Source organism: Myxococcus sp. AM010 (assembly GCF_013372585.1).
GTDB lineage: Bacteria > Myxococcota > Myxococcia > Myxococcales > Myxococcaceae > Myxococcus > Myxococcus vastator.
Genome location: NZ_JABXEO010000018.1, coordinates 1 through 21057, shown reverse-complemented (window position 1 = coordinate 21057; position 21057 = coordinate 1). Strand labels below are relative to the sequence as shown.

Annotated in this window: 11 protein-coding genes and 1 pseudogene; 10 read left to right on the top strand and 2 right to left on the bottom strand. The window is 69.7% G+C overall.

What is annotated here, in order from left to right; all coding sequences use genetic code 11:
• Positions 1 to 73 precede the first annotated feature (73 nt).
• The 6 genes and pseudogenes from HV826_RS11795 (at position 74) to HV826_RS37085 (ending at position 13191) form a co-directional block, all read left to right on the top strand.
• Positions 74 to 6337: a type I polyketide synthase gene (locus HV826_RS11795; RefSeq protein WP_176417110.1), complete on the top strand. Its 6264-nt coding sequence runs from the start codon at positions 74 to 76 to the stop codon at positions 6335 to 6337.
• Positions 6338 to 6342: 5 nt separating this feature from the next.
• Positions 6343 to 7170 carry an alpha/beta hydrolase family protein gene (locus tag HV826_RS11790; RefSeq protein WP_368670894.1) on the top strand — a complete coding sequence of 276 codons (828 nt, stop codon included), beginning with the start codon at positions 6343 to 6345 and terminating at the stop codon, positions 7168 to 7170.
• 40 nt (positions 7171 to 7210) lie between these two features.
• Complete coding sequence (locus HV826_RS11785) at positions 7211 to 11878, top strand: MupA/Atu3671 family FMN-dependent luciferase-like monooxygenase (protein ID WP_176417108.1); 4668 nt, start codon at positions 7211 to 7213, stop codon at positions 11876 to 11878.
• Positions 11879 to 11959: 81 nt separating this feature from the next.
• Positions 11960 to 12166 carry a hypothetical protein gene (locus HV826_RS37095; RefSeq protein ID WP_255217168.1) on the top strand — a complete coding sequence of 69 codons (207 nt, stop codon included), beginning with the start codon at positions 11960 to 11962 and terminating at the stop codon, positions 12164 to 12166.
• A pseudogene (locus tag HV826_RS37090) lies at positions 12162 to 12365 on the top strand (glycosyl hydrolase); the annotation flags it as partial. The gene HV826_RS37095 and the pseudogene HV826_RS37090, both read left to right, overlap by 5 nt.
• Before the next feature lie 88 nt (positions 12366 to 12453).
• Positions 12454 to 13191 (top strand): glycoside hydrolase family 30 beta sandwich domain-containing protein, encoded by a 738-nt coding sequence (locus HV826_RS37085; protein ID WP_255217167.1) that lies wholly within the window; start codon positions 12454 to 12456, stop codon positions 13189 to 13191.
• A 211-nt stretch (positions 13192 to 13402) separates the two neighbouring features.
• Here HV826_RS37085 and HV826_RS11775 read toward each other — a convergent pair whose 3' ends face one another.
• The gene (locus tag HV826_RS11775) at positions 13403 to 14275 is read right to left on the bottom strand and encodes a LysR family transcriptional regulator (protein WP_176417107.1); all 873 of its coding nucleotides are present in this window, start codon (positions 14273 to 14275) and stop codon (positions 13403 to 13405) included.
• A gap of 125 nt (positions 14276 to 14400) precedes the next feature.
• Between HV826_RS11775 and HV826_RS11770 the strand changes: the two genes are divergently transcribed.
• On the top strand, positions 14401 to 15021 hold the full coding sequence (locus HV826_RS11770) for a hypothetical protein (protein WP_176417106.1): 621 nt from the start codon (positions 14401 to 14403) through the stop codon (positions 15019 to 15021).
• A gap of 216 nt (positions 15022 to 15237) precedes the next feature.
• On the top strand, positions 15238 to 16713 hold the full coding sequence (locus tag HV826_RS11765; protein WP_255217166.1) for an MAC/perforin domain-containing protein: 1476 nt from the start codon (positions 15238 to 15240) through the stop codon (positions 16711 to 16713).
• A 59-nt stretch (positions 16714 to 16772) separates the two neighbouring features.
• On the opposite strand, the gene HV826_RS11760 is transcribed toward HV826_RS11765, so the two are convergent.
• Positions 16773 to 19022, bottom strand: a complete 2250-nt coding sequence (locus HV826_RS11760; protein WP_176417105.1) for an excinuclease ABC subunit UvrA — start codon at positions 19020 to 19022, stop codon at positions 16773 to 16775.
• 134 nt (positions 19023 to 19156) lie between these two features.
• Here HV826_RS11760 and HV826_RS11755 point away from each other — a divergent pair, with 134 nt between their 5' ends.
• Entirely contained in the window at positions 19157 to 19936 is a 780-nt protein-coding gene (locus tag HV826_RS11755) for a TetR/AcrR family transcriptional regulator (RefSeq protein WP_176417104.1), read from the top strand.
• 249 nt (positions 19937 to 20185) lie between these two features.
• Positions 20186 to 21031 carry a CoA ester lyase gene (locus HV826_RS11750; RefSeq protein WP_176417103.1) on the top strand — a complete coding sequence of 282 codons (846 nt, stop codon included), beginning with the start codon at positions 20186 to 20188 and terminating at the stop codon, positions 21029 to 21031.
• The last annotated feature ends 26 nt before the right edge of the window (positions 21032 to 21057 follow it).

Below are 21057 nucleotides of genomic sequence, written 5' to 3'. Positions count from 1 at the left end.
TGGGGCAGGTTAGACCCGCCTCATCCTGTGCTGATTTGAACTGCTGGAAGCGGTACTTTGCAGGGCTACTGTCATGACGGAAGACGTTGAAGGGCTGTCGGAGTCACCAGACATCGCGGTGGTGGGGATGGCCGCGCGACTGCCTGGGGCGCGGGATGTGGACACGTTCTGGCGCCGCGTGCGCGACGGCGTCGAGTCCGTCACGCGGTTCAGTGACGCGCAGCTCCTGAGCGCGGGCGTGGACCCGGCGCTGCTCCAGGACCCGAACTACGTGAAGTCGGGCATGGTGTACGAGGGCCTGGAGGACTTCGACGCGGGCTTCTTTGGCTTCAGCGCGCGCGAGGCGTCCCTCATGGACCCGCAGCACCGCCACTTCCTGGAGGTGTGCTGGGAAGCGCTGGAGCACAGCGGCCACCCGCCGGAGCGCTTCAAGGGGCCCGTGGGCGTGTTCGGCGGCTCGGGCATGAACGCGTACATGCCCTACAACCTCTTCACCAACCCGCAGTTGATGGAGCAGGTGGGCCTGTTCCTGGTGCGGCACACGGGCAACGACAAGGACTTCCTTACCACGCGCGTGTCGTACTGCCTGGACCTGCGCGGGCCCAGCCTCAACGTGCAGACGGCGTGCTCCACGTCGCTCGTCGCCATCCACTCCGCCTGCCAGAGCCTGCTTGCGCGCGAGTGCGACCTGGCGCTGGCGGGCGGCGTCACGCTGGAGCTGCCTCACTACCGCGGCTACCTGTACCAGGAGGGAGAGATCCTCTCACCGGACGGGCACTGCCGCGCGTTCGACCACCGCTCGCAGGGCACGCTCTTCGGCAGCGGCGCGGGCATCGTCGTGCTGCGCCGGCTGGAGGACGCGCTGGCGGATGGGGACACCATCTACGCGGTGGTGAAGGGCAGCGCGGTGAACAACGACGGCGCGCGCAAGGTGGGCTACCTGGCGCCGTCCGTGGACGGGCAGGCGGACGCCGTCGTGGAGGCGCTCAACGTCTCCGGCATCAGCGCCGACTCCATCGACTACATCGAGTGCCACGGCACCGGCACGCCGGTGGGCGACCCGATTGAAATCACCGCCCTCACCCAGGCCTTCCGCACGCAGACGCAGAAGAGCGGGTTCTGCCGCATCGGCTCGGTGAAGACGAACATCGGACACCTGGACACGGCCGCGGGCGTGGCCAGCTTCGTCAAGGTCGTCCAGATGCTGCGCCACAAGCAGATGGCGCCCACGCTGCACTTCGAGAAGCCCAACCCTCAAATCGACTTCGCGCGCTCGCCCTTCAGCGTGAACGCCACGCTGCGCGACTGGGCCCCGGCCAAGGGCCGTCCGCGCCGGGCGGCGGTGAACTCGCTGGGCGTGGGCGGCACCAACGCGCACGTCATCCTGGAGGAGGCGCCCGCGCAGCCGCGGACGTCCGCCGCGCGCCCCTTCGAGACGCTGTGGCTGTCCGCGCGCACCCCCGCCGCCCTGGAGCGCGCCGCCCAGCGGCTGGCCACTCGGCTGGGTGAAGCCGACGCGCCGAACCTCGGTGACATCTCCTTCACCCTGCTCGCGGGCCGCCGCCGCTTCGCGCACCGGCGCGCCGTGGTGGCGTCGTCGCGCGAGGAGGCCGTGCGCCTGCTGTCGCAGCCGGAGGCCGCGCGGACGGCCCAGGCCCAGACGGAGGCGGAGGGCCGCTCCGTCGTCTTCCTCTTCCCGGGCGGCGGCGCGCAGTACCCGGGCATGGCGAAGGGCCTCTACGAGCAGGAGCCCGTGTTCCGCCGCGCGCTGGATGAGTGCCTGTCGCTGCTCGAACAGCACCAGTCGCTGAAGCTGCGTCCCCTGCTCTTCCCGGAGGCCGGCGCCGAGCAGGAGGCCCGCGCCCGGCTGGAGCAGGCCACGTACGCGCTGCCGGCGCTGCTGTCCGTGGAGCTGTCGCTCGCCGCGCTGTGGAAGGCGCGGGGGCTGACGCCGCAGGCCTGCATGGGCCACAGCATGGGCGAGTACGCCTGCGCCCAGCTCAACGGCGTGTTCTCGGTGAAGGACGCGCTGGGCATCGTCGCCTGCCGTGGCCGCCTCTTCGACCAGCTCCCCGCGGGCGCGATGCTCAGCGTGGAGCTGCCCGAGGCGGAGCTGAAGCCGCTCTTGGGCGAGGGCCTGGACCTGGGCGCGCACAACGCGCCGGGGCTGTGCCTGGTCTCCGGAGAAGTGGCCGCCATCGAGGCGCTGGAGGCCCAGCTCAAGGCGCGCGAGGTGGAGGCGCGGCGGCTGCACATCCGCGTGGCCGCGCACTCGCGCATGCTGGAGCCCATCCTCGCGCCCTTCCGTGAGTTCCTGGGCACGGTGCGCTTCTCCAAGCCCACCGGCCCATGGATCTCCAACGTCACCGGGGCGTGGGTGACGCCGGAGGAGGCCACCTCGCCCGACTACTGGGTGCGGCACCTGCGCCAGCCGGTGCGCTTCGCCGAGGGCGCGGGCGTGCTCCTGGCGGACAAGGCGCGCGTCTACCTGGAGGTCGGCCCCGGCCAGACGCTGACGCAGCTCCTGCGCGCCCAGGTGGAGAAGCCGAAGGCCGAGCAGCTGGTGCCGTCGCTGCGGCACCCCAACGACACCGTGGCGGACCTGGCGTTCTTCCAGCTCGCGCTCGGCCGCCTCTGGGCCGCGGGCGTGGACCTGGACGCCGCGGCGCTCTTCGACGGCCAGCAGCGGCGCCGCGTGGCGCTGCCCACGTATGCCTTCGAGCGCGAGCGCCACTGGGTGGAGCCGGGCAGCGGCACCTTCATGGCGCGGCGCGAGGGTGAGCGCCCGCTGGTGCGTGAAGAGAACGTGTCGCGCTGGGGCTACGCGCCGCGCTTCCGCGAGCAGGCCGGCGCGGCGCCCGAGGCTCCGGCGGAGAACGAGCGCTGGCTCCTCGTGGGCGAGCAGCACCTGCTCATCAGCGAGCTGGCGCGCGAGCTGGCGGCGCGCGGCGCCCAGGTGCTGCGCGCGCTGCCGGGCGACGCCTTCGGCCGCGTGGACGAAGGGCACTTCAACCTGCGGTTCGATGCGCGCGAGGACTGGGAGGCGCTCTGGGACGCGCTGGGCGCCGAGGGGCGCGTGCCGCCTCGCATCGTGGACGTCACCGTCCGGGACCTGGTCCCGCTCGACTGGGAACGCGCGGTGTCGCGCAACTTCCTGACGCCGCTGGCGCTGATGCAGTCCCTGACCGCTGAATCGCTGCCCCCGGACCTGCGCTACATGCGGGTGACCCAGGAGGCCCTGCCCGCCGAAGGGCACGCCATGTGCCCCGAGCAGGCGCTCAGCTTCGGCCCGCTGCTCGTGGGGCCCAAGGAGCTCCCCGAGCTCAAGGCCCGCGTGGTGGACCTGCAACTGGTGGTCAACGTGATGGGCCAGGCGCGGGAGCTCGCGGACGAGCTGCTGCGCCCGGACGTCGACGCGCCCGTCGCGCTGCGCGGTCGACGCCGACTGGTGCAGGTGATGGAGCGGACGGCGCTGGACGAGGGCCCGACGCCGCTGCGTGAGCAGGGCGTCTACCTCATCACCGGCGGCCTGGGCGGCATCGGCCGCACGCTCGCCGAGCTCTTCGCGCGCAAGGTGAAGGCCCGGCTCGCGCTGGTGTCCCGGTCGGCGGCCAGTGCGTCGCACGCGGAGCTTCAGCGCACGCTGGAGAGCCTCGGCGCGCAGGTGCTGCTGCTCAAGGCGGACATCACCGACGCCGGCCAGCTGCGCGCGGCCATCGCCCAGACGCGGGAGCGCTTCGGCGCCTTGCATGGCGTGGTGCACGCGGCGGGCACGCTCGAGGACGGGCCGCTGGAGGCGAAGACGCGCGACTCGGCCCTGCGGGTGCTCGCGCCCAAGGCGCTGGGGGCGCTCGCGCTGGAAGAGGTGCTGCAAGGCGCGGCCCTGGACTTCTTCGTCAGCTTCGCGTCGACGAGCGCGTGGCTCGGGCCCCCGGGACAGGTGGACTACGTCGCCGCCAACGCGTACCTGATTGCCCAGGCCTCGCGGCTGAAGGCCCTGGGCGTCGCGAAGCGCGCGCTCGCGCTGGGCTGGGGCGTCTGGCAGGAGGTCGGCATGGCCGCGGCGCAGCTCGCGCCGCAGTTGCCGCCCGGCGAGTCCGTCAGTCACCCGCTGCTCCAGCGGCGCGTGGAGGCGCCCGAAGGACACCACGTCTACCGCGCCATCTACGACGCGAAGGCCCACTGGGTGCTGGACGAGCACCGCATGCGCGGCGGAGGCCCCGTCCTCCCTGGCACGGCCTACGTCGAGCTGGCCCGCGCCGCCTGGACCCTGGCGCGTCCTGGCGAGCCGCTGGAGCTGTCTCAGCTCTCGCTGGTGTCGCCGCTGGACGTTCCGGACGGAGAGGTGCGGGAAGTGGAGATCGGGCTGGCGCCGGAGGGCGACGGCTTCACCTTCCGCGTGCGCAGCCGCGCGGCCGGCAACGCGTGGACAGAGCACGCCACCGCGCGGCTCCACCAGGCCACGGGCCAGCGCCCCGCCGCGCTGGACGTGTCCGCGGCGAAGGCTCGCTGCGGTGAGCGGCCGTTGACCTTCGGCGAGGGCGAGCAGACCCTGCCGCAGGACGCGCTCATCGCGTTCGGTCCGCGCTGGAAGGTGCTGCGCGGCGCGGGCTTCGGCGCGGCCGAGGCCCTGGGCCGGCTGGAGCTGCCCGGCGCCTACCGCGAGGACCTGTCGACGTACGGGATTCCGCCGGGGCTGCTGGACATCGCCTCCGGCTTCGCCTTCTCCCTGCTCCCCGACGCGGGACAGCCGGGGAAGCTGCACGTGCCCGTCTCCTACCGGCAGCTCCAGGTCTGGGGGCCCTGGCCCGAGGTGGCGCTGAGCCACGTCCGCGTGCGCCAGGATGAAGGCCGCGGCGCGCTGCTCGACGTCACGCTCAGCGACGCGGACGGGAAGGTCTTCTGCGCCATCGAGGGCTACTTCGTCGCGTCCGTCGAGGCGCGGCGCTTCGGCCGCTCGCCGCAGAAGAAGGGCTCACTGCTGGAGAGCTGGCTGCCCCTGGGCATCAAGCCGGCGGAAGGTCAGGACGCCTTCCTGCGCGCGCTGGCCCTCGAGGACACGCCCGCGCTCTTCGTCAGCTCCATGGACCTGCACGCCCTCGCGGCCCGCATGCGCCCGAAGCAGGAGGCGAAGCCCGCGGCGGCCGTGGCCACGGCCCAGGCAGGCGCGCCATCCGGTGTGGCGGCGGTGGACGCCCCACGCGATGACGTGGAGCGCAAGCTGGCGGAGCTGTGGCAGCAGTTGCTCGGCGCGCCGAAGGTGGGGCTCAAGGACAACTTCTTCGAGCTGGGCGGACACTCGCTCATCGCGGTGCGCCTGTTCGCGCGCATCAAGAAGACGCTGGGCGCGGACCTGACGCTGGCCACCCTGTTCGAGGCCCCCACGCTGGAGCAGTGCGCCGCGCTGGTGCGTGAGGCCGCCGGGATTCCCTTCACGCCGGACGCCGCTCCGGGTGACGCGGCGTCAGCCGCGCAGGCCCCGGGCGTCAAGGCGGCGCCGAGGAGCTGGTCTCCGCTGGTCACCATCCAGAAGGGCGGCAAGGACCTGCCCTTCTTCTGCGTGCACGGCGCGGGCGGCAACGTCCTCAACTTCCGCGAGCTGGCGCAGACGCTCGGCAAGGAGCAGCCCTTCTACGGGCTCCAGGCGCGCGGCGTGGACGGCAAGCTGCCTCCGGCCGACAGCATCGAGGAGATGGCGTCCATCTACCTGGAGGGCATCCGCCAGGTGCAGCCCCACGGGCCCTACCTGCTCGGCGGCTACTCCGGCGGCGGCGTGGTCGCCTACGAAATGGCGCAGCGGCTGCACGCGCTGGGCGAGCCGGTGGCGCTGCTCGCGTTCCTGGACACCTTCCACCCGTCCACCCAGGAGCGGCGCCAGTCCCTCCATGAGCGCCTGCGAGAGCTGCGCCGGGAGGGCGCGGCCCGCTATGTCAGCCGGAAGCTGCGCACCAAGGTGGAGCGCGACGGCACCCGGCTGGTGAGCCAGCTCAAGCTGCGCTGGTACGAGCAGCGAGGCGAAGCGCTGCCCATCGAGCTGCGCAACCTCCAGCTCACCGAGCGCTTCCAGGCCCTGGCCAGCCGCTACGTCCCCAGCCCCTATGCCGGCCCCGTGACGCTGTTCCGCGCGCAGGAGATTCACGCCATCTACGCCCACATGGGGACCAGCCTCGGCTGGGAACCCCTGGTGCCTGCGCTGAACATCCGCGAGGTGCCGGGCGACCATGACAGCCTGGTGCGCGAGCCCAACGTCCACGTCCTGGGGCGGCTGCTCCGCGAGGCCCTGGACACCGCACAGCGCGGCGCGCGTGACGAGGCGCGCCGGGTGGGAACGAAGTGAGAGCGGTGCGCTTCAAAGTGAACCAGCGCTTCCCGCTGGTCACCATCGGCGTGCTGGCGGTGGGAATCCTCATGCTGGGACTGTCTCGAGACGACGCGGAGCTCCCGTTCCCGTACACGGGCGCGCCGCTGTCGACGCAGGCGCGGGCGGAGCTGGCCTCGGAGGGCTGGACGGTGACGGGCCCTGATGAACCGCCAGGGCTCGTGGCGCTGACGCGGCCTCCCGCCGCGGGTGAGACGCGGTGGCTGGTCTACTTCGGTGGCAACACGCCGGGGTACCTCGCGGAGGCGAAGTCCGTCCTGCTCGCGCTGGATGAAAGCCGCGGGCTCGGGCTTGCCGCCATCGCGCCTCCCGGGTTCGACGGCTCGCCAGGCAAGCCCTCCCCCGAAGCACTCCGTGACAGCGCCGCGAGCGCCATGCGCTGGCTGACGGAGACGCATCCTGCCGCGGCGGAGGGCCTCCACCTCGTGGGCTTCTCCATGGGGACCATGTCGGCGCTCGCGGCGGCCCACGCGCTTCATGCGCGGGACACGCCCGCTCGGAGGCTGGTGCTGTTCGCGCCGTTCCATGTGATGAAGGTGGGGCGCACGGGGCTCATGGGCAGCCTCATCGGGCGGCACCGGTATGACAACCAGCCGCTGCTGCAACCCGAGCGACTCCCGCCCGCGCTCGTGCTGCATGGAGGCGCCGACAGCGCGCTGCCTCCCGTCCAGGGCGAGCGCGTCAGCCGCGGGCTTCGCGTCCCCCTCAAGACGTACCCTGGTATCGGGCACGCCGACCTTTTGAAGCATTTCCCCGCGCTCGCGGATGCCCGGCAAGGCCTGGGCTTGTGAGCGGGGGACACCCGAATCGCAGCACCCCAGGAGGTACTGAATGAGCCCGGCTCCGGAGTCGCCCAGTTGTTTCATCATCGGCGAGGGCACCCTCGTCGTCCCCTGCGCGCAGGCGCTCACCGAGCGCGGCGTCCGGATTCTCGGGCTCGTCACGCGCGAGCCCGCGCTCCAGCAGTGGGCGGAGGCGCAGGGTGTCCCGCACGTGCCGCCCGGCGAGCAGGTGCTGCACTTCCTGTCCCAGGCGCCCTTCGACTGGCTCTTCAGCATCGTCAACCTGAGCATGGTGAAGGACGAAGTCCTGCGCCTGCCCCGGCGCATGGCCATCAACTTCCATGACGGCCCGCTGCCCCGCTACGCCGGCCTCAACGTCACCTCGTGGGCGCTGCTGAACCGCGAGCCCCAGCACGGCGTCACCTGGCACGAGATGACGACGGGCGCGGACAAGGGCCGCATCCTCAAGCAGCGCCTCTTCGACATCGCCCCCGGCGAGACGGCCTTCAGCCTCAACGCCCGCTGCTACACGCTGGGCATGGAGACCTTCGCGGAGCTCGCGGAGGAGCTGGTCGCGGGCACGTCCGAAGCGAGGGCGCAGGACTTCGCGCAGCGCAGCTACTTCGGCCTCGCGCGGCGCCCGGAGGCCGCGGGCGTGCTCGACCTCCACGGTGACGTGGACGTGGCGCACGCGCTGGTGTCGGCGCTCGACTACGGCGGCTACCCCAACCCGCTGTCCTTCGCGAAGGTGTGGCTGGGCAACGGGCCCATCGCGCTCTCCGAGGCCCGCCGCGCCGAGCCGGCCTCCGAGGCAGCCCCGGGCACGGTGCTCGACATCGAGGGTGACGCGCTGACAGTGGCGCTCCAAGGAGGAGACCTCACGCTGAAGGGCCCCAAGGGCCTGTGCGGCGCGCCGCTGTCGTGGGCCGACGTGCTCGGGGCGCGCATGCTCGCCAGGGGTGACGTCCTGCCCGCGACCTCGCCGGAGCTGCGCGCCCGGCTGACCGAGGTGGGCACGCAGGCGGGCAAGGCGGAGGCGTTCTTCCTCCGTCGCCTGGAGACGCTCGCGCCACCGGACCTGTCCTTCCTGGGCGGCAGCTCCAAGGACGTGGGGACGCACACGCTGAAGTTCGAGGCCAGTGACCTTGCCCCGGGCTGGGTCACGGACCTGCCTCCCGAGGAGCGGCTGCTCTTCACCGCCGTGGCCTTCCTGGCGCGCCTGTCTCCCGAGCCCCGCTTCGACGTCGGCTACGCGGATGCGTCCACGCGCGCCCGCATCGAAGGCGTGGAGGGCTTCTTCGCCTCGCAGCTCCCGCTGCGCATCGAGCTGCCGATGAAGGACGCGCCGGAGCAGGCCGCGGGCGCCTTCCGCAAGGCGCTGACGCAGCTGCGCGACAAGGGCGTGCTCGCCCGGGACGTCCTGGGTCGCTCCGCCCAGCTCTCCAACCTCCAGCGCCACGCGGGTGAGGTGGCGTATCCCGTCGCGCTGCGCCTCGGCGCGACGAACCCCAGCGTGGGGGGCGCGGCGCTCGTCGTTGACGTGGACGCCCAGGGCCGCCACGCCCACCTGCACTTCGACGCCACGCGCGTGGACCAGGCCCGCGTGGACGACGTGGCGCGGCAGCTCACCGCGTTCCTCGCCTCGCTCCGAGACGCGCCGGGCAAGGCGGTGGGCGAGCATGACCTGCTGGGCGCGGAGGAGCGCCAGCTGCTGGCCCGCTGGAACGACACGCGGCGGGACTTCCCCCGCGACGCCACCCTGGCCTCGCTCTTCCAGGCCCAGGCGCGGCGCACGCCGGACGACACCGCCCTCATCTGCCGGGGCGCCTCGCTGACGTACCGAGAGCTGGACGCGCGCGCCGAGGTGCTCGCGCGGCACCTGCGCGGCGCGGGCGTGGGCCGCGACGTGCGCGTGGGCATCTTCATGGAGCGCTCGCTGGAGATGATGGTGGGCGTGCTGGCCACGCACAAAGCGGGCGGCTGCTACGTGCCGTTGGACCCGGCCTATCCCCCGGAGCGCATCGCCTTCATGGTGGAGGACGCGGGCTGCCACCTGGTGCTCACCCAGGAGCGGCTGCTGCCGGGCGTGCCGTCCGCGGCGAAGGCCGTGCTCGCGGTGGACCAGCAGTGGGAGCGCATCGCCGCCGCGCCGGAGGCCCAGACGCCGCCGGCCACGCCGGACAGCCTGGCCTACGTCATCTACACCTCCGGCAGCACGGGCAAGCCCAAGGGGGTGATGATTGAGCACCGCAACGTCGTGAACTTCGGCGTCGGCATGGACGAGCGCCTGGGCACCGAGCGCGGCACCTGGCTGGCGGTGACGAGCCTCAACTTCGACATCTCCGTGCTGGAGCTGCTCTGGACACTCACCCGCGGCTTCACGGTGGTGCTGCACGCGGAGCGGCACGACGCGGCGCAGGCCGGCAAGCACGCCTCGCGTGCCATGGCGTTCAGCCTCTTCTACTTCTCCAGCGACGAAGGCGAGCGCCCGGAGGGCCGCTACGACTTGCTCATGGAGAGCGCGCGCTTCGCGGATACGAACGGCTTCTGCGCCGTGTGGACGCCGGAGCGGCACTTCCACGCGTTCGGCGGGCTCTTCCCCAACCCGGCCGTGACGTCGGCCGCGCTGGCGGCGGTGACGCGCAACGTGCAACTCCGCGCGGGCAGCCTCGTGTCGCCGCTGCACCCCACGCTGCGCATCGCCGAGGACTGGTCCGTGGTGGACAACATCTCCCACGGCCGCGTGGGCATTTCGTTCGCCGCGGGCTGGCAGCCCAACGACTTCGCGCTGCGTCCGGAGACCTTCCCGGACCGCAAGCGAATCATGTTCCAGCAGATTGAGGACGTGCGCCGGCTGTGGCGCGGCGAGGCGCTGGAGACGAAGAGCGGCACGGGCCACACCGTGAAGCTGCGCACCCTGCCCCGCCCGGTGCAGAAGGAGCTGCCCATCTGGGTCACCACCGCGGGCAACCCGGAGACGTTCGAGGAAGCGGCGCGCGCGGGCTGCCACGTCCTCACCCACCTGCTGGGCCAGTCGGTGGAAGAGGTGGCGCAGAAGATTGCCCTCTACCGGGAGACGTGGACCAAGGCCGGCCACCCTGGCAAGGGCACCGTGTCGCTGATGCTGCACACCTTCGTCGGTGACTCCGAGGCCTCCGTGAAGGAGGTCGTCCGCGAGCCGATGAAGTCGTACCTCAAGTCGTCAGTGGGCCTCATCAAGGAGGCGGCCTGGAGCTTCCCCGCCTTCAAGGCGCAGACGACGCTGGCCAACGGCAACTTCGGCACCGACCACCTGTCCGCCGAGGAGCTGGACGCGCTGCTCGACTTCTCCTTCGAGCGGTACTTCCAGTCGTCGGGCCTGTTCGGCGGCGTGGACGCGTGCGTCGCGCTCGTGGACCGGCTCAAGGGCCTGGACGTGGACGAGATTGCCTGCCTCGTGGACTTCGGTGTGCCCACGGAGCTGGTGATGAAGCACCTGCCGCTGCTGGCCGAGGTGCGCCAGCGCGCCAACGCCGGCGTGGGCCAGCCGGGCGCCGAGCCCGAGCTCGACGGCTCCATCCCCGCGCTGTTGGAGCGCCACGCCGTGACGCACCTCCAGTGCACGCCGTCCCAGGCGAGCATGCTGCTGGCCGAGGACCGCTCGCGCGAGGGCCTCAAGCGGCTGAAGAAGATGATGGTGGGCGGCGAGGCCTTCCCCGTCCCGCTGGCGCGCCAGCTCTCCGAGACGGTGTCCGGCGACGTCATCAACATGTACGGCCCCACCGAGACGACCATCTGGTCCTCCACCCACCCGGTGAAGGACGTGGGCGAAGGCGTCCCCATCGGCACGCCCATCGCGAACACGCAGCTCTACATCCTGGACGCGCAGCAGCGTCCGCTGCCCATTGGCGCGGCCGGTGAGCTGTACATCGGCGGCGCGGGCGTGGTGCGGGGCTATCACCACCGTCCGGAGCTGGACCGCGAGCGCTTCGTGCCGGACCCGTTCTCCTCCCAGCCGGGCGCGCGGATGTACCGCACCGGCGATGCCGCGCGGTGGCGGCAGGACGGACTGGTGGAGTTCATCGGCCGCCTGGACCACCAGGTGAAGGTGCGCGGCTTCCGCATCGAGCTGGGCGAAATCGAGTCCCGGCTGGGTGAACACCCGGCGGTACGGGAGACGGTCGTCATCGTCCGCGAGGACATTCCGGGCGACAAGCGGCTGGTGGCCTACCTCATCGCGAAGCCGGGTGAGCCGCCCGCGGCGGACGCGCTGCGCGAGTTCCTGCGCACGCGCCTGCCCGAGTACATGGTGCCGCAAGCCTTCGTGACGCTGAGCACCTTCCCGCAGACGCCAAACAAGAAGGTGGACCGCAAGGCCCTGCCGCCCCCGGAGCAGGCGCAGGCGCGCGGGGAGCTGGTCCGGCCGGAAGGCGAGACGGAGGCGCTCATCGCCAGCATCTGGCAGGACGTGCTCAAGCTCGACAAGGTCGGCGTGGAGGACAAGTTCGTCGACCTGGGCGGCCACTCGCTGCTGATGGTGCAGGTGCTGGAGAAGCTCAAGGCCCAGGTGGAGAAGCCCCTCACGCTGGTGGACCTCTTCCGCTACCCCACCATCCGCGCCCTCTCCGGGTTCCTGTCGGGCGACAGCGGCGAGGAAGAGGCGCTCAAGGAAGTCGCGGCGCGCGGTGAGGCCCGGGCCGCGGCTCGCCGGGCGATGCAGCAGCGCCGCCGCCGGTAGACGTCCATTGCCGCAAGAGCCGCACTCCATGAATAGTCTGCAATTAAAGGCAGGCCGTTTCCACGATTCCTGGAGTGCCTCATGCGTTTCAAAGCCTTGCTGTGTACCGCGCTCTGCGCCGCCCCTGCCCTCGCCGCCAACGAGTCCGTCCAGGTCTGGTTGACGACGACGTCGGGGAGCGCGCTGGTGAAGCGGCTCCACGCCGAGCCGAACCAGACCTTCGGCCCCGACACCGGGGCGGCGACAGCCATCGACGTCAAACCCGGCGCTCAGCTATCAAACCATTGACGGGTTTGGTGGCGCGCTCACGGATGCGTCGGCGTGGCTCATCTTCAACTCGCCCCATCGCAACGCCATCATGAATGACCTGTTCCGCGTGAGCGCTGGCACGGGACAGAGCATGTTGCGCCTGCCGATGGGCTCATCGGACTTCGCGCGCAACCATTACACCTACGACGACACGTGCTGTGACTTGAATGACTTCTCCGTCGCGCACGACGCGCCGTACATCATCCCGCTTCTTCAGCAGGCGCGGCGGCTCAACCCACTTCGCGGCCCACCACTTGCGCCCGGCGATGAACACGGCGGGCTTCGGCGCGGTGAAGATCATCGCGTGGGACCACAACTGGTACGACCATGGCGGTCCCGCCGGCTATCCGCTCGAGGTCATGCGCTTCAACAACGGTCAGGCCCAGTCCGCCGTCGCGGGCGTCGCCTACCACTGCTACGAGAGCCCCGACGGCAGCTACAGCGTCCAGAGCACCTTCCAGAACGCCTATCCCAACAAGGAGGTCCACTTCACGGAGTGCACTGGCGGCGCCTGGTCGACGAATGCCGCGGGGAACCTGGAGTGGGCGCTCCAGAACAACCTCTTCGACCCTTTGCGCCACCACGCGCGCAGCTCGCTGTACTGGAACCTCGCGTTGGACCCGAGCCATGGTCCTCGCGTGGGTGGCTGCCCGGACTGCCGGGGCATGCTCACCGTGAACAACGGCGCGGGCACCTATACGCGCAACGAGGAGTTCTACGCCTGGGGGCACCTGGCCAAGGTGGTGCGCGGCGGCGCGGTGCGCATTGGCGCCACGACGCTGGGCAACAACGAGCTCGAAACGGTGGCCTTTCGCAACCCGGACGGCTCGCTGGCGCTGATTGCGCTCAACTCCAATGATGGTGCCTCGCGGACCTTCAAGGTGCGGTGGGGGGCCAGTCCTTCACATACGGTCAAGTCCCGAATCCTGTGTAGTTGGTTCGGAGGGGGTTCGGGGGAGGAAGGCTCCTCGGCGGCGTCATGCAGCGGAAGTGTCAGGGGTTGATTTCAGCAGAGACATGTCAAGGTAGCGACGGTCATCCCAGACACCGGTGACTTCAAGTGCGACGGCGATGATGAGGCGCACGGCTCCAGCAGTGGGTCTGGGCGAACAACGACTGCCAGCCGTTCCGGCTGGAGCCGATGTAGCGCCAGTCATCCGCTGGCCCCCCGCGCGGCCAGAACGTCCAGGTCCTGCGCAAGCCCTTGCTGATGACTCACGCCTGTCCAAGCGTCTCCATCAAATACGCCTTGAGCGCCTGGACACGCGGCGGCACGGGCTTGCCGGGCCGGGAGACGAGGAAGAGCGGCGCGTCGCGGAGGGCCACCTCCGGCAGGACGCGCACCAGCGCCCCCACTGCCACGTCCCGCGCCGCGAGAAAGGTGGGCAGCAAGGCCACGCCCCCTCCCGCCCGCGCCACGTCCAGCAGGAAGCCAAAGTCGGAACACGCCAGGGAGGCGGCGCGAGGCGGCTGCCCTGACCCCGTCCAGAACGGGCGCTTGCCCCTGGGCGGAGCGGGCCACAGGCCCTCATGGCGCGCGAGCTCCGTCGGTGACGCCGGCTGCCCCCTGCGCTCCAGATAGCGAGGCGCCGCGAAGAAACCCGCCTCCAGGTCCATCACCTTTCGCGCGACGAAGGTCCCCGAGCCGGGCCTGCCTACCCGCAGGGCCAGGTCCATGCCCTCCCCCAGCAGATCCACCACGTCGTACGTCAGCACCACGCGCACCCGCACCGACGGGAAGCGAAGCCGGAACCCGGCCAGGACGGGCGCCAGCAGCGCGCGCCCCACGTCCGGCGGCGCGGTGAGGGTGACTTCTCCGCTGGGAGCGCCAGGCCCCTGGGGCGTCCGTGCCACCACGTCCCTGAGCCCCGAGAGCAGCGGCGCCACCTGGCTCAACAAGGACTGCCCCTCCGGCGTCAGCCGCACCATGCGCGTCGTCCGTGAAAGCAATGCCGCGCCGAAGCTGGTCTCCAGCGCCCGCAGCGCGCGGCTGACCTTCGACTTGTCGAGCCCCAACCGCACGGCCGCCTTCGTGAAGCTCTGCGTCTCCGCGACGGCCTGGAAGATGGCGAGGTGGTTCAGGTCCATTGTTGCGCTTCTACAACAGTGTTTTGGATATCCGCTGGATTGTTGTCCATCCCACTCCCGAGCACTGTGTCCGGAGAGCCTTCCGCTCATAGGCGCGACTGGCGCCCTCCTCCCACGAGACGACGATGACGCAACCCGGATTGAAGTGGCTGTGGCTGTTCTCCCTGCTGGTCGCGGGCTGCGGCACCGCGCGCACCAGCGCATTCCCCCTGGAGGCCACGCCGGGACCTGCGCCCGTGCTCACCCTCGTCTGGGTCGGCAGGGGCGAAGCGGAGCGACTGGAAGACGGAGCGTGGAAGCGGGTTCCCCAGTTCGACTACGACTTCACCGTCGAACAGCGCCGCTACGCCCACCACTGGGAGTCGGTGAAGAGCCTACGCCGCCGCCACCCGGACTACGACGGCAGCGCGGGCCCTCGCGAGCAGACGATGTTCTTCCGGCTGGAGTTCACCACTCCGGGAGGAGACGGCCGCGTCGCCAGCACCGTCCGCTCGTCCCTGGGAGAAGGCACGGGTCACACCGACATTGAGTTCCGGCGAGCCGTCCTGGAGCTGCGTCCAGACCTCAGCCGCTTCGCGCCCTTCGACCGCTATCGCATTACACAGACGTATGCCTATGAGCGCGGCGCGCTGGAAGAGACTGTCATGCTGCTGGATGGCGAGAAGCCCTGGGTGCGGAACACGGAGAAGGCGGCCCTCTTCGCCCCCCACATCTTCAGCGCCGCGCCCACCTCCGCCACGCGCTAGAGGGCTCCAGCGGCAGCAACCGCCCTTTGCGGCGAGGGCACGGTCCGCTCCAGGACAAACCCTGCTCAACAGCGCGGGATACCCGACATTCGCTCCGACGTTCACCTCGACCCGCGGGGCAGCCCCGGTTCCAGCGGCCAGACGGCCCGTGTATCCGTCGCGCCCGGCACCACCTCCAGGAAAGCCCACCCCCACCTCACCCAGGGAGTTCCGCGCATGGCCGAACCAATGCAGATCGACTTCAACAAGTTCGAGGGAACGGTTCCCTACAAGAACATCGACTTCCTTGGCAGGTGCTACGACATCATCCGAATCAACCCGCTGGACCTGAGCCAGCGCATCCGGGACGGCGGCGGCGCCACGACGGAGAGCATCATCCAGATTGCCCCGGAGTCCTGCACCCAGCTCACCCCGGACAAGAGCCTCTACATCCCCGAAGGGACACGCTACCTCCCGGAGTCCCGGGGCGAGCGAACCTCCCGCACGCAGACGTGGTTCTCCTCCTTCGACTTCTCTCAGTCCTTCGAGCACACCGTCAGCGCGGGCCTGGACATTCCGCTGCTGGTGTCGTTCAGCGCCAGCGCCACCTACCGCCAGTTGGAGAAGACGAGCGGCTCGAACGAGACCATTGAGACCTTCGTCCAGAGCTTCTTCGAGGACTGCTCGCTTCAGCTCAACGACGACTTCACCAAGAAGCTGCCACTGAGCAGCCGGTTCACCAGCGAGGTGGCGAAGCTCACCTCGGAGGCCGCCTGCGCCGCGTTCATCAAGACCTTCGGAACGCACTACGCCCGCGAGGTCACCTTCGGCGGGAGGATGTACCAGCGCATCCACATCTCCGCCCAGGAGTACTCCAAGCTCGTGGAGCGGGGCGTCGACATCTCGACCTCCGCGTCGGCCACCTTCAAGGGCGCCACCGCCAACACGGGGAGCAGCACCTCCACGTCATCCAGCTCCGCCTTCAAGCAGTCCAGCGGGCTGACCATCGACAGCGTCCAGTGGGTGGGCGGCACGCCCAGCACGGACTTCAACGAGTGGGTGAAGAGCATCCGGCAGGACCCCAAGCCGCTCCAGCTCGACTTGAAGCCGCTGTACGAGCTCTTCACGTCCGACTACTTCCCCAAGGACCCGGACATCCAGAAGAAGAAGAACTGGATGATGCAAGCCGTCGACAAGCACATCCGGACCGAGGGCTTCACCCGCCCCGACGTCTCCGCGCTCGCGAACAAGGAGTTCTACTTCCGCAGCCGCTGGCGGGCCGACCCTGGCGAGAAGCGCGTCAACATGTCCCTGGGCTTCTACGGAGAGGACGTGAAGCTGTACAAGGAAGACAACACGAACGACCTCGTCCCCTGGAAGTTGATTCCCGTGCCGGGCAAGCCAGACGAGTACTACATCCGCAGTCGCTGGCGCGCGGACCTGGGCGACAAGCGGCTGGACTACCACCTGGCCTTCTACGGCGACGCGCTCAAGCTCTACCACCGGGACAACGTGGCGGACCTCGTCCCGTGGAAGTTCATCCCGGTGCCGGGCAAGACGGATGAGTTCTACATCCGCAGCCGCTGGCAAGCCGAGAAGGGCGACCGCCGCACGGACAAGTCGATCGCCTTCTACGGCGACGAGGGCAAGCTCTACCCCAAGGACGACTACTACAACCTCGTCCCCTGGAAGCTGGAGCCCGCGACGGCCTGAGCCGCGCGCGGTGACAGGAGCGGCGCGAGGCGTCTCGCGCCGCTCCGTCGGGCCCGCCGCTACGCCTTGCCTCGGCGGGCCATGTGCGGCCCAGTCAGGGAACCCTTGTGTGAGGCGAGCTTCCCAGGGAGCCCCTCGAAGATGACCCGGCCGCCCTCGTGCCCGGCCCCGGGCCCCAGGTCGATGACCCAGTCCGCGCGCGAGACGACGTCGAGGTTGTGCTCGATGACGATGACGGTCGACCCGGCATCCACCAGCCGGTCAAACAAGCCAATCAACGTGTCCACGTCGTTCATGTGCAAGCCCGTGGTGGGCTCGTCGAGCACGTAGATGTTCCCGGAACGACCCAGCTCCGCGGCGAGCTTCAACCGCTGCCGCTCACCGCCCGACAGCGTCGACAGCGGCTGGCCCAACGTCAGGTAGCCGAGCCCGACGTCATCCAGGCCCTGGAGAATCCTGGCGATCGCCGGCTCGGTGAAGAAGGCCACCGCGTCACTGATGGCCATCTCGTAGACGTCGCTGATGGACTTGCCGCGCAGCCGGTGCGCCAGCACCTCCTCGGTGAAGCGCTTGCCCTCGCATGTCTCGCAGACGGTCACCATCGGGTCCAGGTGCGCCAGGTCCGTGTAGATGACGCCCAGGCCGCTGCAGTCCGGGCAGGCCCCCTTCGAGTTGGCGGAGAACAGCGCGGCGTCCACCTTGTTCGCCTTGGCGAAGGCCTTGCGGACGTTGTCGAGGATGCCGGTGTACGTGGCCGTGTTGGAGCGGCGCGAGCCCCGAGCCAGGTTCTGGTCGATGATGAGGGTCTCCGGGTACGCCTTGGGCAGACAGCCCTGAATCAGCGACGACTTCCCCGAACCCGCCACGCCCGTCACCACCGTGAGCACACCCCGCGGAATCGAAACGGACACGTCCTGGAGGTTGTTGAGCCGGGCGCCCTTGATTTGAAGCTGCCCCGTGGGCTTTCGGGGCGTGGTCTTCAGCGGCTGGTGCTTCTTCATGTGGTCGCCCGTGAGGGTGCCCGAGGTCAGCAGCCCCTCGTAGGTGCCCTCGAAGACGACCTGTCCACCCTTGCTGCCGGCCTTGGGCCCCATGTCGACCACATGGTCCGCAATGGCAATCATGTCTGGCTTGTGCTCCACGATGAGCACGGTGTTGCCCTTGTCGCGGAGCTGCTGCATCAGGCCCGCGAGCCGGCCCACGTCGTGCGGGTGGAGCCCCACGCTGGGCTCATCGAAGATGTACGTGACGTCGGTGAGACTGGAGCCCAGGTGCCGCACCATCTTCACCCGCTGGCTCTCTCCGCCTGACAGCGTCGAGCTCTCGCGGTCCAGGCTGAGGTACCCCAGACCAATGGTCACCAGGTTGTCCAGCCGGTGGGCCAGGGCCTCCAGCATGGGCCCCACGGAGGGCGCGGCAATCTTCCGGACGAACGCCGCCAGGTCAGACACCTGCATCGCGGAGCACTCAGCGATGTTCTTCCCCTGGATGCGGCTGCCGAGCGCGGCCTGGTTGAGCCGTCCACCCTTGCAGGAGGGACAGGTGGCCCGGGTGAAGATGCGCTCGTATTCGGCGCGGACGTGCGGCTGGACTGTCTCAGGGTCCTTGGAGCCCAGGGTCCGGCGCAGCTTGGGGACCAGGCCCTCGTAGGTGAGGTTCATCTTGTCGACCTTGATCTTCCGGCCGTCGTCCAGGTGGAGGAGCTTCTCCATTTCCTCCTTCGTGTACTTGGACAGCTTCTTGTCGACGTCGAAGTAGCCGGAGCGCGCGTAGATGGCCCAGTACCAACTGTCGACCGCGTAGTCCCTGGGCAGGATGGCGCCCTCGTTGAGGGACTTGGACCTGTCGATGACGGCGTCCATGTCCATGGACGCGACCTGGCCAATGCCCTCGCACTCGGAGCACAGCCCCCGGGGGTCGTTGTAGGAATAGAGGCCCGGGCTGCCCAGGTGCGGCTCGGCGAGGCGGGAGAAGACCACGCGGAGCATCTGCGCGGCGTCCGTGACGGTGGCGACCGTCGAGCGAGAGTTCCCGCCCAGCCGCTGCTGGTCCACGATGATGGCGGCGGAGATGTTCTCCAGGCTCTCCGCGTCCGGCTGGCCGTAGCGCGGCATGAACTGCTGCACGAAGGCCGGATACGTCTCATTGATGAGCCGTTGGCTCTCCGCCGCGATGGTCCCGAACACGAGGGACGACTTGCCCGACCCCGAGACGCCCGTGAAGACGGTGATCTTCCGCTTGGGGATGTCGAGCGAGACATTCCTCAGGTTGTTCTCGCGCGCACCGCGAATCTTGATGGAGCCGTACATGATTGGCTTCTCCTTGGAGTGACGTCCTGCCCGCAAATCGCTCGACAACTTTTCAGTCGCCCTGTAACTTCGTACAGCACACGGGGTTTAGCACAACAACCCCGTACACTGTAAATAGTTATCCCGAGGTACGGATGAGCGACGAGATTTCCGGACGGGGTGACCCGTTGAAGTCACTGCAGTTGCTGTGGGGGCGGACGGAGGCGCCGAAGCGCGGCCCGAAGGCGAAGGCCAGCGTCGCGGAGTTGGTGGCCGCGGCCGTCGCCATCGCGGACGCAGAGGGGCTCGAAGCGGTCAGCACGCGCCGCGTCGCGGAGGCGGTGGGTATCTCCCCCATGTCGTTCTACACGCACATCCCTGGCAAGGCCGAGCTGCTGGACTTGATGATGGATGCCGTGTCCGGCGAAATCCTGAAGGACCGGCCCGTCTTCAAGCCCGCGAACTGGCGCGCCAACCTGACGCGGGTGGCGACGGACTACCGCGACTTCTATCTGGCCCACCCGTGGGTGATTCCGCTCGCGACCCACCGGACCGTGCTAGGCCCGAACACCTTCCGCTCAGCCGACATCGCCTTGAGTGCGATTGAAGGCCTGGGGCTCACGGACCTCGACATGGACCGGACCCTCACCCTGGTCCTCGACTACGTCCACGGCGCGGTCCGCAACGCGGCCCGGGAGAAGCGGGTCAAGGACCTGACCGGCATGACGGACGAGGAGTGGTGGTACCGCGTCGCGCCGTTCCTGGAGACTGTCGACTTCATGCCCTACCCTGTCCTGTCCCGCGTCGGGAAGGCCGCGGGAGAGACCTACGGCGCGCACGACCCCAAGGGTGCGTTTGCCTTCGGCCTGGAGCGCATGCTCGACGGGCTGGCCGCGTTCATCGACGGCAAGGCACCCGGCAAGAAGCGACGCTGAGCGGCCTGGGGGCAGCACGGGCACGCGCAGAGACATAGAAAAACGTCTCTACATAACAAAAGACATATCAAGACATAGCACGACCTCCCAAGCACCCCGTCGCAATTGATTGTCCATTCCCTTGACGGAGCGGAGCGACAGGAGTACCCAGACAAGCACTGATTCATCGCGCCTCGAGCGAGCCCTCCGTGTTTCACGGACGGCGCGGTCACGGGTGCGCGCGGTGCAGGCCCTACCCCCGGAGGCGTGATGAAGTTCACCCGGTATTGCCGCTCCATCCTGTTCACCCCGGCGCTCGCAGTGGACCGCTTCGCACGGGGGCAGCAAGCCGGCGCGGACATCAGCCTGGTGGACCTGGAGGACTCCGTTGCCACCAGCCACAAGGACGCGGCGCGGCAGCACGCGGAGGCGTTCTTCACCGCGCCACGCGGTCCCAGCCGCCGGGCCATCCGCATCAACACCGTCACCCGGCCCGAGGGCCTTCGTGACGTGCTCGCCCTGCGCAACTACGCCGTCAAACCCGACGTCATCCTGGTGCCGAAGGTCGAATCCCCCAGGGACCTGGAGATCGTCGAGCAGGTGCTCGGCGCGAGCTGCGCGCAGGTGGACCTGCTCGCCCTGGTGGAGACGCCTCGCGGCGTGGAGAACGTCCACGCCATCGCCAGCGCGACCCCACGGCTGAAGGCGCTCGTGTTCGGCTCGGCGGACTTCTCCTTCAGCATCGGCGCGTCCCTGTCCTGGGAGTCCTTGCACTACGCGCGCTCCCGGCTCGTCACCGCGGCGCGTGCCGCCAACGTGCAGGTCGTCGACTCGCCGCTGTTCGACATGGCGGACATGGAAGGTCTGCGCCGTGAGTGCCTGTTGGCCCGGAGCATGGGCTTCAGCGGCAAGGCCGCCGTCCACCCGCGCCAGGTGGAGCTCATCAACCAGGCCTTCTCCCCGGACGAGAACACGCTGCGCAAGGCGCGGAAGATCGTCTCGGAGAGCCAGGCCCGCGACTTCAACATCTGCGTGGTCGAAGGGACCATGGTCGGTGCCCCGTTCGTCGAGGCGGCGAAGCGCACGCTCGAGGAGTTCGGCCCCCAGGAGGGCTGAAGCCCCAGCGCCGCCCCCGCCTCCCC